General features: G+C 63.2%; 8 protein-coding genes. 2 read left to right on the forward strand and 6 right to left on the reverse strand.

Features of this window, described 5'->3' with window-relative positions; all coding sequences use genetic code 11:
- Positions 1–15 precede the first annotated feature (15 nt).
- Together RBA40_RS16815 and RBA40_RS16820 are read right to left on the reverse strand one after the other, a co-directional pair.
- The gene (locus RBA40_RS16815) at positions 16–375 is read right to left on the reverse strand and encodes an antibiotic biosynthesis monooxygenase family protein (protein ID WP_306648949.1); all 360 of its coding nucleotides are present in this window, start codon (positions 373–375) and stop codon (positions 16–18) included.
- On the reverse strand, positions 372–701 hold the full coding sequence (locus RBA40_RS16820; protein ID WP_306648950.1) for an NIPSNAP family protein: 330 nt from the start codon (positions 699–701) through the stop codon (positions 372–374). Before RBA40_RS16820 ends, RBA40_RS16815 begins: the two co-directional genes overlap by 4 nt.
- A gap of 677 nt (positions 702–1,378) precedes the next feature.
- Between RBA40_RS16820 and RBA40_RS16825 the strand changes: the two genes are divergently transcribed.
- Entirely contained in the window at positions 1,379–2,002 is a 624-nt protein-coding gene (locus RBA40_RS16825; RefSeq protein WP_306649038.1) for a pyridoxamine 5'-phosphate oxidase family protein, read from the forward strand.
- A gap of 588 nt (positions 2,003–2,590) precedes the next feature.
- Here RBA40_RS16825 and RBA40_RS16830 read toward each other — a convergent pair.
- Positions 2,591–3,037 carry a hypothetical protein gene (locus tag RBA40_RS16830; RefSeq protein ID WP_306648951.1) on the reverse strand — a complete coding sequence of 149 codons (447 nt, stop codon included), beginning with the start codon at positions 3,035–3,037 and terminating at the stop codon, positions 2,591–2,593.
- Positions 3,038–3,269: 232 nt separating this feature from the next.
- Positions 3,270–7,316: a phosphoribosylformylglycinamidine synthase gene (gene purL, locus RBA40_RS16835; protein WP_306648952.1), complete on the reverse strand. Its 4,047-nt coding sequence runs from the start codon at positions 7,314–7,316 to the stop codon at positions 3,270–3,272.
- 270 nt (positions 7,317–7,586) lie between these two features.
- Between purL and RBA40_RS16840 the strand changes: the two genes are divergently transcribed.
- Positions 7,587–9,203, forward strand: a complete 1,617-nt coding sequence (locus RBA40_RS16840) for a tetratricopeptide repeat-containing response regulator (RefSeq protein ID WP_306648953.1) — start codon at positions 7,587–7,589, stop codon at positions 9,201–9,203.
- 54 nt (positions 9,204–9,257) lie between these two features.
- Here RBA40_RS16840 and RBA40_RS16845 read toward each other — a convergent pair whose 3' ends face one another.
- Together RBA40_RS16845 and RBA40_RS16850 are read right to left on the reverse strand one after the other, a co-directional pair.
- Entirely contained in the window at positions 9,258–10,055 is a 798-nt protein-coding gene (locus RBA40_RS16845; protein ID WP_306648954.1) for a hypothetical protein, read from the reverse strand.
- Positions 10,056–10,255: 200 nt separating this feature from the next.
- Positions 10,256–13,870: a hydantoinase B/oxoprolinase family protein gene (locus RBA40_RS16850; protein WP_306648955.1), complete on the reverse strand. Its 3,615-nt coding sequence runs from the start codon at positions 13,868–13,870 to the stop codon at positions 10,256–10,258.
- Positions 13,871–13,977 lie beyond the last annotated feature (107 nt).

Genomic DNA, 13,977 nt, shown 5'->3' on the forward strand with positions numbered 1-13,977 from the left:
AGCACACCAGGGGCCTCAAGCCAAGGGCGGCTGGTCATGCCGGGCACGCGAATCGGCCGGCGCTTCCGCCCGCTCATCCATGCCGTAGTCGCGCATGACGGCCGCCACGCGCAAGCGGTAATCGGCGAAGATGAACGCGCGCCCCTGCTCCTGCGTCTCCCGATGCAAGCCGTGGTTGCGCCACGCGCGCACCGCCTCCTCATCGCGCCAGAACGACAGCGACAGGATCTTGCCGGCGTCCGTCAAGCTCTGGAAGCGTTCGATCGACAGGAAGCCATCCATCCGTTCGAGTTCAGGCCGCAGTGTCGCGGCGGCGTCCAGGTAGGCCTGGCGCTGCGCCTCGTGCGGGATGACCTCGAAGATCACGGCGATCATTGCGCGGCCCGCTGGAACGCGCTCTCGACCACCTCGGTGAAGGTGCGCTCTTCGCGCAGGATGAAGCGCTTTTCCTGCGCCATGGCGAAGTTGGCGCGGCTCTCGGGGTCGAGACGCAGGCGCGCGCGGTAGGCCTCGTAGGCGGCGAGGCTGTCGAATCCGACCAGGCCCCACGCTTCGTAATTGGTGCCTTCGAGCGGCAGGAAGTACCCGATCAGGTTGCCGCCGCAGCGGGGAATGATGCGGCCCCAGTTCTCGGCATACTCGCGAAAAGCGTCGCGTTGGAAGGGGTCGATTTCGTAGCGGATAAAGCAGGCGATGGTCATGATGGTCCTCGGTGAACTGAAGACCTGACTATAAGGGAATGCGGTTGGCAAATGGTTCGGCGTGGAGCGAACCATTGCGCGGCTGTGAAGCGCGTCTTGTTAGTAAGCGTCTTCCCAGCAACGTCTGTTCTACCTGATTCTCCGGCGGCATGATTGAGTGCGGGCACAAATTGAATTGTGTCCACAACTTCGATGATGGACACAAGAATTTAACCAGTCATTTCGCACCCGGAGCGCGGCCCCTACAGGCAGCACAGCATCGGGTTCAAGCGTGCCGTTGTAGCGAAGTCTCTCGTTGAGGGGACTTCAGTGTCGCGTCTAGCCCGCGAGTTCAACATCAATGCCAAACCGTGTTGACGAGTTCCCGCCCTGGCATTGCGCCGGGCAGCTGGCTCCTGCCTAAAAACACTCCGTTTCCCAGCGGTGTGACGCTATCATCGGAGAATTCGACGGCTCAAGACGGCGCTGAGACGACGCTACGCTTATCCACCCCACGTTCTTCTCTCAATTGAATGGCACACGCTCAGTCCCCCGCCCCAGGCTGCAGTCGCGCGCGATGGCTACCAGTTGAAGATGTGCTCGGGTAAAATGGATATCCAAGCAGCCGTTAGGAGCCATCGCCGGAGGTTCTCTTGTGACCGCAAGAGCTTATTAATCAGCATAGGGAGTAGAGCTTGATCCAGCTTGACAGCCAAATCGTTTCGGATATCGCAGCGCTTGAAGGGATTTACGGAACGCCTGCCGCAGCGTCGATAAAGAAAGAAGCGGCATACATTCATCCGCACTATCGAAAATTCATCGAGGCGGCGCCGTTTGCCCTCCTGGCAACAAGCGGATCGGACGGTCTGGATGTGTCTCCCCGAGGTGACCGCGCTGGTTTTGTCCGGGTCCACGACGAAGTAACCTTGCTCCTTCCCGATCGTCGCGGGAACAATCGAATAGACAGCCTGCGGAATGTCCTGCATGATTCCCGGGTCTCTCTCATCTTTTTGATACCCGGGATTGGAGAAACGTTGCGGGTCAACGGTGCAGCATCGATTCAAGTCGATCCGGGTTTGCTGTCAACCTTCAGTATCGACGGCAAATCGCCGCTTTCCGTATTGGTCGTGAAAGTCAACGCGGTGTTTTTCCAGTGCTCACGCGCGATACTTCGTTCGCATCTCTGGGACCCGTCCAGGCATCGGGATCGTGGGGATTTGCCGAGCCTTGGAACAATCTTGGCGGATTTGAGTAGTGACGAAATTGATGGCCCAAAATATGATGCCGATTTGCCCCGGCGTCTATCAACAACTCTTTATTGATCTCGGCAGCGTCGCTGACTCGTACACTTAGTGCCGATTTGTCCCGGTATTTTGTGTGATGCCAGCATCGCTTGAATTGCCGGGCGGCTCAAGACGGTGTCAGGGCGACGCTTACTCTTGTTAAAGGGGTTCCAAGCCGGAACCGCCGAAAATTCCGTCACTCCAAATCGGGGGCGTTTGACGAAAGGGAAATTAAAGATACGCTAGGTTTCCGGTAGCCGCAGGCCGCGAAACTCGGCTCGTTTGAATTTTACCCAGAAAGAAAGAAGAGGATACTTTGTTGGGTCATAGTTGAAGAGGTCGAGTTAGGTTCCTGGACCTGCGGCGCGATCGACATGACTGAGCAGATTCTCCCTTGCCTTGCCATGACCTACCTTCCGGCCGCGCTTTCACCGTCAAGGCATCCGGCAAGGATGTCAAGCGTCCGCAATTGGAATTACCAGGATATCGCCGGCGACCTGGCGGCACATCCTACTGAATGGGCACTACACGTTCCGGAGCGGCGGTAAGATGATCGACCTGGATGCGCTCCTGGCAGGGTTGGATTTGGGGTGACTGAATTTTCGGCGGTTCCGGCGTGCCCCCCCCTTAAAGCGCCTCGTCCCAGAGCGTCACGTCGTGCGCAACAAAGGCGACCGTGCCGCCCGGTTCGGGCCACAAGCCCCCCATTTCTTCTTCCGATAAACAGAAACAGGCTTCGCCGGCCATGATGAACGCATGGCGTTGTGCGCTCGGGTCGCTGTGCGCCGATTGGCTTTCGAGCATGCCGGTGACCTTGAATGATCCCGGTGTGTCCAGCGCTTCCACGGCGTTCATTGCCGCTTGATCGAGCACGCCAAATTGCGTGACCGAACCCTGGGTGATCTCGACGCCGAATTCCATGCCCAAGCAGTCCTCGGCGCGTTCGAGCGCCGGTACCAGCCGGGCAATGCCGCTGAAGGCGGCACTGCGGAAGTGGACGACGAAACTCGGTTGCGGGGTGTAGCCGATCAGGCGCATCGACGCGCTGTCGATTTCTTCAATTGTTATGTTCATCTGGAGGCTCCAGTTGACAGGTTTTCGACCAAAAGGCCGCGTTCTCGAGCGAGTCAAGTTAACTGCAAAACCGCCATTCCGCACGGACGGGAATCGAACGCACCGTCGCTTTCGTAGTGGCCTTGGATTCCCGCCTGCGCGGGAAGTCATTTCTGGCAGTGCCAGGAATGACGGTCTTGAGAGTTGCGGCTCGTTTTGCGGTTTGCCTTTTGCGTTCTGCGTTTAGCTTAACTTAGCCGACCCACTTGCGCGCATTGCGGAACATGCGCATCCACGGCGAATCCTCGCCCCATGCTTCCGGATGCCACGACTGCTGCACCGAGCGGAACACGCGCTCGGCGTGCGGCATCAGCACGCTGAAGCGCCCATCCGCCGTCGTCACCGACGTCAGCCCCTCGGGCGAACCATTCGGGTTGAACGGATACGCCTCGGTGGCCGCGCCACGATTGTCGACAAAGCGCATCGCCTTGACCACCGCGCCGATATCGCCCGTCTGCGAGAAGTCGGCAAACCCTTCGCCGTGCGCGATCGCAATCGCCGCCTGCGTGCCCGCCATGCCGCTGAAGAAGATCGACGGCGAATCGAGCACCTCGACCATCGCAAAGCGCGCCTCGAACTGCTCCGATTTATTGCGCGTGAACTTCGGCCACGCATGCGCGCCAGGAATGATCGATTTCAGGTTGCTCATCATCTGGCAACCGTTGCACACGCCCAGTCCGAACGTGTCGGCACGGTTGAAGAAGCGCGCGAACTGGTCCGCCAGCTGGGCGTTGAACAGAATCGTCTTGGCCCAGCCCTCGCCGGCACCGAGCACGTCGCCGTACGAGAAGCCACCGACGGCGATGATGCCCTGGAAGTCGTCCAGCTTGGCGCGGCCGGCAATCAGGTCGCTCATGTGAACGTCGACCGCCGCAAATCCGGCCTGGTGCATCACCCACGCGGTCTCGATATGCGAGTTCACGCCCTGCTCGCGCAGGATCGCCACGCGCGGCCGCACGCCCGTCGCCACGAACGGCGCGGCGATATTCTCGCTCGGGTCGAACGTCAGCTTCGGCGTAATGCCAGGATCGGTTTCGTCCAGCAGGCGCTCGTACTCGGCATCGGCGCACGCAGGATTGTCGCGCAGGCGCGCGATGCGCCAGCTCGTTTCGCTCCACACGCGGTGCAGCGCGCTGCGCGCTTCGGTGTAGATCACCTTGGCGTCGCGCGTGAATTCGATCACGCCACGCTCGTTCGGCTTGCCGATGATATGGCTGCACGCGCCCAGATTGTGCTCGCGCAGCACGTTCATCACAAGCGACTTTTCGTCCGAACGCACCTGGATCACGGCGCCCAGTTCTTCGCTGAACAAGGCACGCAGGGTTTGCTCGTTGCGGCGCTCGGCCACCTGGCCCGCCCAGTTCTTGGCGTCGCCCCAGTCGGCGCCATGGCCGGCTTCGAGCGTGAGGATGTCGAGGTTGACCGACAGGCCGCTGCGGCCCGCGAACGCCATCTCGCACAAGGTGGCGAACAGGCCGCCATCGGAACGGTCGTGGTAAGCGAGCAGCTTGTCGTCGGCGTTCAATTGCTGGATCGCCGCGAAGAAGCCTTTCAGGTCGTCCGCGCTGTCGACGTCCGGCGTGTCGTTGCCGAGCTGCTGGGTCACCAGCGACAACGCCGAGGCGCCGAGGCGGTTCTTGCCGCGTCCCAGATCGATCAGGATCAGCGCAGTCTCGCCGGCATCCTGCCTGATCTGCGGCGTGAGCGAACGGCGCACGTCGTAGACCGGTGCGAACGAGGAGACGATCAGCGATACCGGCGACGTGACCGCCTTTGCGGCGTCTTCATCGCGCCAGGTGGTGCGCATCGACAGCGAATCCTTGCCGACCGGGATACTGATTCCCAGGGCCGGGCACAGTTCCATGCCGACCGCCTTGACGGTGTCGAACAGCGCGGCATCCTGACCCGGCTGCCCGCAGGCGGCCATCCAGTTAGCCGACAGCTTGATGTCGGAGATATCGCGGATCGGCGCGGCGGCAATGTTGGTCACCGCTTCGCCGACCGCCATGCGGCCCGACGCTGCGGCGTCAATCACCGCCAGCGGGGTGCGTTCGCCCATTGCCATCGCTTCGCCAAGGTAGCCTTCGAAGCTCATGGCGGTAACGGCGCAATCGGCCACCGGAACCTGCCACGGGCCGACCATCTGGTCGCGCACCGTGGTGCCGCCGACCGTACGGTCGCCGATGGTAATCAGGAACGATTTGTCGGCCACCGCGGGCAGCAGCAGCACGCGCCTGGCGACGTCAAGCAGATCGAGGCCGGTCAGGTCGATTGCGGGGAATGCATTGTGAACGTGCGTGACCTCGCGCAGCATCTTGGGCGGCTTGCCGAGCAAGACGTCCATCGGCATGTCGACCGGCGAGTTGCCCAGTTCCGGGTCGATCAGCTTGAGCTGGCGCTCTTCGGTGGCTACGCCGACGGCGGCGAACAGGCAGCGCTCACGCTCGCACATGGCGGCGAACAGCGCCAGGCTCTCTGGAGCAATCGCCAGCACGTAGCGTTCCTGCGATTCGTTGGACCAGATCTCTTTCGGCGCCATGCCGCTTTCTTCGAGCGGCACCTTGCGCAGGTCGAAAATCGCGCCGCGCTTGGCGTCGTTGGTGATCTCCGGGAAAGCGTTCGACAGCCCGCCCGCGCCCACGTCGTGGATCGAGATGATCGGATTGTCGGCGCCCATCTGCCAGCACGCGTTGATCACTTCCTGCGCGCGCCGTTCCATTTCGGGATTGCCGCGCTGGACCGAGTCGAAATCCAGGTCGGCCGTGTTGGTGCCGGTCGCCATCGAGGACGCGGCGCTGCCGCCCATCCCGATGCGCATGCCCGGGCCGCCGAGCTGAATCAGCAGGCTGCCGACCGGGATGTCGTTCTTGTGCGTGTGCTGCCCGGAGATATTGCCGATGCCGCCGGCGATCATGATCGGCTTGTGGTAGCCGAACACCGCGTCGGGCATGCCCGCGCTCAAGGCGCCGACATTCTGTTCGTAGGTGCGGAAGTAGCCGCCCAGGACCGGACGGCCAAACTCGTTGCTGAACGCGGCCCCGCCGAGCGGGCCTTCGATCATGATCTGCAGCGGCGAGGCGATGCGGTCAGGCTTGCCGTAGACGGCCGCTTGCGCGCGCTCGCCGAACGGCTGGTTGACGTTGGCCGCGTTCTCCCATGGACGCACGGCGTCCGGGATCATCAGGTTCGACACCGTGAAGCCGGTCAGGCCAGCCTTCGGCTTGGCCCCGCGGCCGGTCGCGCCTTCGTCGCGGATTTCGCCGCCCGCGCCGGTGGAGGCGCCGGGGAACGGCGAAATCGCGGTCGGGTGATTGTGCGTTTCGACCTTCATCAGGGTGTGCGTCAGTTCCGTCGACGGGGCGTATTCGTGCCCTGCGCCACGCGGATAGAAGCGCATGACGCTCGCCCCTTCCATGATCGACGAATTGTCGCTGTAGGCGACGATCGTGCCTTTCGGCTGCAGCTGGTGCGTGTTCTTGATCATCTGGAACAGCGATTTGTCCTGCGCCACCCCGTCGACGATCCAGTCGGCGTTGAAAATCTTGTGGCGGCAATGCTCGCTGTTCGCCTGCGCGAACATCATCAGTTCGACGTCGGTCGGGTTGCGCCCGGCCTTCGTGAACGCGTCGAACAGGTAGTCGATTTCATCGTCGGACAGGGCCAGGCCAAGTTCGGTGTTGGCTTTTTCCAAAGCGTGCTTGCCGGCGCCGATAACATCCACCGACTCCAGCGGCCGCGCTTCGAGTTCGCGGAACAGGCTTGAGGCCTGGTCGGCGTTGCGCAGCACGCTTTCGGTCATGCGGTCGTGCAGCAGGCCAGCCACCGCGTCGGTTTGCGCGTCGGAGAGCTTCTTGGCCGCGCCGATGCTGCTGCCCAGGATGCCCGTTTTCAGGCTGACCGAAAATGCAATCCCCCGCTCGATCCGGTGCACATGCGCCATGCCGCAGTTGTGCGCGATGTCGGTCGCTTTCGATGCCCATGGCGAGATGGTACCCAGGCGCGGGATGACGAAGAATTCTTCCGTCACGCCTTCGCGCGGATTTTCCGCGGCAGGTTCGCCGTAGGTCAGCATCGCGGACAGGCGCGACGTGTCGTCCGCCGACAGCGCCGCGCTGGTATCGATAAAGTGATAAAAACGCGCCTGGACCGCCGTAATCGCCGGGGCGACAGCTTGCAATTGGCTCAGGAGGCGTTGGCTGCGAAATACGGACAGGGCATTGGAACCCGGTAGTATCAACATGGTTGGAAGGTGGTTGATGCAGCGAGGCTGCGGGGTTAAAGGTAATGAAGGCACTAATCTGGGTAAGGCTGAAATCCTTTAGGCCGACATTATACCGTGTTGCTACCCCGACAGCGCGGCGTATTCGCCTCACCGCCTCGTGTGCCTGTTGCCGCCAGCGGGAACATTAGCGTATCGTAGGGTTTCAAGAGTTTCCCGCACGAACCGTTAATAGTGCTGAAACCCCGTTCATGGGGGCACGAGAGTGAAAAGATGCAAGATAACAGCAACTTGTCCGTATTGGTAATCGACCCGAACCCGGGCATGCGCGGCAGCCTGCAGAACATGCTGGTGCAGTCCAGCATCACGAAAATCGAATTTGCCGTCAACGCCAGCACGGCGATCAAACAGGTCGGCAAGCGCAGCTACGACCTGATCCTGTGCGAATACGACCTCGACGGCGGTGGGGGCAGCGACAACGGCCAGGATGGCCAGCAGCTGCTGGAAGACATGCGCCATCACAAGCTGATCGGGCTGTCGACCATTTTCATCATGATTACCTCGGAGGGTGTTTATAGCAAGGTGGTCAGCGCCGCCGAACTGACCCCGACCGACTACATCCTCAAGCCGTTCACGGTGGACATGCTCAGCCAGCGCATCAACCGCGCCATCGAGCGCCGCGCTGTGTTCCTGCCGACCTACAACCTGATCGCCCAGGGCAATCTGCGCGAGGCGATCAGGTCGGCCGCGACCGGAGAAGCGAATCACCCGCGCTATGTGGCCGATTTTGCAAGGCTGCGCGCCGACATGCATGTGGCGCTCGACGAACTGCCGCAGGCCGAGGATATCTACAGCGGCATCCTGGCCAGCAAGCCGATCGGCTGGGCCAGCCTGGGCCTGGCGCGCGTGCTGTTCGCGCAAGACAAGATTGAAGAAGCCGAGAACGTTGTCACAAAGCTCATCGAAGACAACCCCAAGTTCATGGCCGCCTACGATCTGCTGGCCAAGTGCCACGAAATGAACGGCGCCGCCTATCGCGCCCAGAAGATCCTGGAAGAAGCGGTGGCGATTTCGCCGCACATGGTGCGCCGCCTGCGCCGCCTGGGCGAGGTGGCGCTGGAAGCGGGCGACGTGGTGGTGGCGGAAAAATCGTTCAAACAGGTGGTATCGCGCTCCAAATACTCGGAATTTCGCGACCCGGAAGACCACGTCAAGCTGGTCAAGACCCTGCTCAAGAAAGGCGACACCAACCAGGCCGGCAGCGTCATCCGCGACATGGAAAAGTCCCTGCGCGGCAATGCCGCCATCGATGCCTGCAAGTCCATTTCGGTGGCGCTGCTGCATGAGTCGGCCGGCAATACCTCGGCCGCAGTGACGGAACTCAATGCGGCGGTGGCGGCGGTGCGGCTGTCGAAGGGCTTGTCGAGCGAGCTCAAGATCGACCTGGCGCGCACCTGCCTGTCGAACCGGCTCGACAATGCTGCGGCGGAAGTCATGCTGACGGTCATGAACGACGTCGACAGCGACGTGTCGATGCAGGATGCGATGAGCGTGTTCGTCAAGGCCGGCCGGCCCGATCTGGCCGAAGGCATGAACTCGCGCCTGATGACCCAGGTGCAGGAACTGCTCGACCTGGCCGCCGAAAAAGGCAATATGGGCGACGTGAAAGGCGCGGTGCAGACCCTGCTCGAAGCCCAGCACATGGCGCCGAAGAACGTGCAGGTCATGGTGGCGCTGGCCAAGGCGATCCTGCGCCAGCTCGAAGACCTGGGCTGGGATCATCCGCTGGCCGAGACATGCAACACCCAGATCGACGCCATCCGCAAGATCGACCCGGCCAATCCCCTGCTTCCGGGCCTGACCGAGGATTACCACAGCGCCCAGCGCAAGTACGGCATTTCGACGTAGTTCCTGCTACCGCGCCACCAGACCAGCGGCAAATGCATCACCTGGAACGAGGGTTCAGCACTCGCGTGCCAGCGCCCCGCTCTTGCACGGCTTGGCGTTGGCGGGCGTGTGCAGCTTGAACGGCGGCTCCTGCCTTGCGCTTGTCTTGGCGGGCGCAGGTTTGGCTTTCGCCGCCGGCTTGGTCCCCGGCTTGGTTGCAGGCTTTGTTACCGGTTTCGGCGCCACCTTGGCCTTGAGGCCAGGTTTGACAGGCGCCACGGCAGCCGGCTTCTTCTTCGCGCCCGCTTTCGCCACCACCGGCGGTGCGTTCTTCTTTGCGACCGGCTTGGCAGAAGCGACAGGCGCCTTCGGCTTGACCACCGGCTTTTTCAAAACGACCGCAGGCGGCTTGGCCTTGACGTCTGGCTTGGCCGGCATCGCCTTTTTCACCACCGCGGCAGCAGGCGGATGCGCAGGTTTCGGCGCGGGTGCAGGCTCAACCGGCTGCTTGACAACCGGCGCGGCTGGTTTTTCCGGCTCGGGCGGCAAGACGACCAGCGGCGGCACCGGTTCCGGCGCGGGCGTGATGCGGCCCGGCGGCGGCGACGTATTGTCGGGTACCGGTTCGGGGACTGTCGGAGGAACCGCAGCGGCCGGCGGCGTCTTGACCACTGGCTTGGCCGACGCCGTGGCATCGACCTTCGCGCTCATCGCCACGGCATGCATGGCATTGTCGACCTTGCGTTCCGAATAGAACCAGAACCCGGCGCCGACGAGCGCCGCCAGGGCAGCCACACTGCCGCCCCAGGCCACCGCCGCGCCGATCCAGTCGCCCGCGGGCGCCCTCTCCTGCGGCGCGATACCCAACAACACCGGCGGACCATCCGGGTCCGCAGGCGCCGGGGCAGGCGGCGCCGGCTCGGGAGGTACTGGCGGCGCAGCAGGTGCCGGCTCGTTTTCCGGCAGCAGGCTCGGTTCTACCCGCCGAGGGCCGTTTTGCTCATGTGATTCCAAAATGCAACCCTTATTGATCTGACACTAAATTGTGTACCAATCCATAAGTGTAGCCAATTTCACAAATTTTTGGAGCACGAATCTCCAAATCCGCCTCCACCCGGCGTTTCGATCACGAACAGGTCGCCTGCCGCCATCTCGGTTTTGCCGATATGCGCGAGCAGCTCGACGCTGCCGTCGGCCCGCACCACGCTGTTCACTCCGCATGCGCCCGGGCTGCCGCCAGCCATGCCGAACGGCGCATGGATACGGTTATTCGACAGGATCGCCGCCGTCATCGGCTCCAGGAAGCGCACCTTGCGCACCCCGCCGTTACCGCCGTGCCAGCGCCCTGCCCCGCCCGAACCGGGCCGGATCTCATAGCTTTCCAGCCGCACCGGGAAACGGAATTCCAGGATTTCCGGGTCGGTCAGGCGCGAATTGGTCATGTTGGTCTGGACCACGTCGGTGCCGTTGTAGCCCTCGCCGGCGCCGGAGCCGCCCGAAATGGTTTCGTAATACTGGTATTTGGCGTTCCCGAACGTGAAATTGTTCATCGTGCCCTGCGAGGCGGCCATGACACCGAGCGCGCCGTACAGCGTGTTGGTGATGCAGGTCGACGTTTCCACGTTCCCCGATACGACCGACGCCGGATAGTGCGGATTGAGCATCGAGCCCGGCGGAATGATCACCTTCAGCGGTTTCAGGCAGCCAGCGTTGAGCGGAATTTCATCATCCACCAGCGTGCGGAACACATACAGCACCGCCGCCATGCACACCGCCGACGGCGCGTTGAAGTTGTTGGCCAGCTGCGGCGAGGTGCCGCTGAAGTCAATCGTCGCGCTGCGGGTGGCTTGGTCGACCCGAATGGCAACCTGGATCCGGGCGCCGTTATCGAGGTCGGTGGTGAAGTCGCCGTCCTTGAGCGCCGTGATCACGCGCCGCACCGCTTCTTCGGCGTTGTCCTGCACGTGCCCCATGTAAGCCTGCACGACGGCCAGCCCGAAGTGCGCGACCATCTTGCGCAGTTCGTCCACACCCTTCTGGTTGGCCGCCACCTGCGCGCGCAGGTCGGCCATGTTCTGGTCGGGATTGCGCGCCGGGTAGCGCGCGCCGGACAAGAGAGCGCGGGCTTCCGCGTCGCGCAGCAAGCCATCGGCGCCGTCGACCAGCTTGAAGTTATCGATCAATACGCCTTCCTGCTCGATGAACACCGAGTCCGGCGGCATCGACCCTGGCGTGGTGCCGCCGATGTCGGCGTGGTGACCGCGCGAGCCGACGTAAAACAGGATCGCGGCGCCCGCCTCATCGAACACCGGCGTAATGACCGTCACATCGGGCAGATGGGTGCCGCCGTGGTACGGGTCGTTGAGCATGAAGACATCGCCCGGACGCATCTTGCCGGCGTTTTCGGTCATGACGGTCTTGATCGATTCGCCCATCGAGCCCAGATGCACCGGCATGTGCGGCGCATTGGCGATCAGGTTGCCGGCGGCATCAAAAATCGCGCAGCTGAAGTCCAGCCGCTCCTTGATGTTCACCGAGTACGCGGTGTTCTGCAGGCGCAGCCCCATTTGCTCGGCAATCGACATGAACAAATTATTGAAGATCTCCAGCATCACCGGATCGGCCGTGGTGCCGATGGCGCGCCGCGCGGGCAGCGCTTCGATCCGGGTCAGCACCAGGTGGTTGTGCGGCGTGACTTTCGCCTGCCAGCCCAGTTCCACCACGGTGGTGGCGTTGTCTTCGGCGACGATGGCCGGGCCCTTGATCACGTCGCCCGGGCGCATGTCGGCCCGCTTGTACAAGCCCGTGTTGTGCCACGAGTCGGCGCCGAACATGCGCACCGTCTCGCGCGCCTTGAGCGGTGCCTCGCGCGTGGGCAGCACGGCCAGGTTCTCGGCCGGCGCGTCGGATGCGCCGATGGCTTCGACCGAGACCGCCTCGACCACCATCGCCTTCGACGGCATCAGGAACGAGAAGCGCTTCTTGTAGGCCGCCTCGAACTGGTTCTTCATGCGATCGGGATTATCGAACAGGACGATGATGGCCGAATCGGTGCCTTCGTAGCGCAGGTGAACGCGGCGCACCAGGCGGATGCGCGAAGCGGCCACGCCCTGATGCGTGAGTTCGCGGGTCAGGCCTTCGCCGAGGGCGTGCAGATAGCCGGCCAGCATATCGGGGGTGGTGTCGGCCAGGCGCAGTTCGACCGCGCGCTCGCGCATGGAGCGCTGGTCGGCCAGGCCCATGCCGTAGGCCGACAGCACGCCGGCCAGCGAGTGCACGAACACCGTCTTCATGCCGAGGGCGTCGGCCACCAGGCAGGCGTGCTGGCCGCCGGCGCCGCCGAAACTGGTGAGTGCATAGTCGGTCACGTCGTGGCCGCGCTGCACCGAGATCTGCTTGATCGCGTTGGCCATGTTCCCGACCGCGATCTGGATGAAGCCTTCGGCCACCTGCTCCGGTGCCGGCGTGGCGCCGGTGGCGGCGCCAATCTTCTGCGCCAGCGCGAGGAACAGCGCGCGCACGCGCTCCGGGTCGAGCGGCTGGTTGGCATCGGGGCCGAACAGGCGCGGGAAATGCGCGGGCTGGATTTTGCCCAGCATGACGTTGCAATCGGTGACCGCGAGCGGTCCGCCGCGCCGGTAGCTGGCCGGCCCCGGATTGGCGCCGGCGCTGTCCGGGCCGACACGATAGCGGCTGCCGTCGAAATGCAGGAGCGAGCCGCCGCCGGCGGCCACGGTGTGAATGCTCATCATCGGCGCGCGCATGCGCACGCCCGCGACTTGGGTCTCGAACACGCGCTCGAATTCGCCCGAAAAGTGCGATACGTCGGTCGAGGTGCCGCCCATGTCGAAGCCGATCACCTTGTCGAAGCCGGCCAACTGGCTGGCGCGCGCCATGCCGACGATGCCGCCGGCCGGTCCGGACAAGATGCTGTCCTTGCCCTGGAAGGCACGGGCGTCGGTGAGGCCGCCGTTCGACTGCATGAACTGCAGGTTCACGGTGGGCATCTCGGCGGCCACCTGGTCGACGTAGCGGCGCAGGATCGGCGAGAGGTAGGCGTCAACGACGGTGGTGTCGCCGCGTGCAACCAGTTTCATCATCGGGCTCACTTCGTGCGAGACCGAGACCTGGGTGTAGCCGATGGCGCGGGCGATGCGCGCGGCCGCCGCTTCGTGCGTGGTGTAGCGGTAGCCGTGCATGAAGACGATTGCCAGCGAACGGGCGCCGTCGTCATAGGCTGTTTGCAGGGCGGCGCGGGTGGCGTCGTCGTCGAGTGGGGTGAGCACGTCGCCGTGGGCGCCCATGCGTTCATCGATTTCCACCACGTGGCTGTACAGCAGTTCCGGCAGCACGATATGACGATCGAACAATTTCGGCCGGTTCTGATACGCTATGCGCAGCGCGTCGCGAAAGCCACGCGTGATGGCCAGCGCCGTGCGCTCGCCCTTGCGTTCGAGCAGTGCGTTGGTGGCGACAGTGGTGCCCATCTTGACCGCCTCGATAGCCTCGACCGGTATCGGATCGCCGGCCCGCAGGCCAAGCAGGTGGCGGATGCCGGCGACGGCTGCATCGCTGTATTGCTCCGGATTTTCGGACAACAATTTATGGGTCACCAGGCTGCCGTCGGGCTGACGCGCCACGATGTCGGTAAATGTGCCGCCGCGATCGATCCAGAATTGCCAATCCATGTGCCGTCCTTAAATGTGTTTGGAATGGCGCATATTGTAGTGCCCAACCCGAAATTTTAGTCGCAGCGCATTGAAATTGGCACAATATTGGTGCCTTTGCAACGGAG

This window comes from Massilia pseudoviolaceinigra, from assembly GCF_030846505.1.
Lineage (GTDB): Bacteria > Pseudomonadota > Gammaproteobacteria > Burkholderiales > Burkholderiaceae_D > Telluria_A > Telluria_A violaceinigra.

Coding starts and splice junctions, on each gene's coding strand:
- RBA40_RS16815 (WP_306648949.1), bottom strand. CDS start 375: ATGATCGCCGTGATCTTCGAGGTCATCCCGCACGAGGCGCAGCGCCAG.
- RBA40_RS16820 (WP_306648950.1), bottom strand. CDS start 701: ATGACCATCGCCTGCTTTATCCGCTACGAAATCGACCCCTTCCAACGC.
- RBA40_RS16830 (WP_306648951.1), bottom strand. CDS start 3,037: ATGAACATAACAATTGAAGAAATCGACAGCGCGTCGATGCGCCTGATC.
- purL (WP_306648952.1), bottom strand. CDS start 7,316: ATGTTGATACTACCGGGTTCCAATGCCCTGTCCGTATTTCGCAGCCAA.
- RBA40_RS16850 (WP_306648955.1), bottom strand. CDS start 13,870: ATGGATTGGCAATTCTGGATCGATCGCGGCGGCACATTTACCGACATC.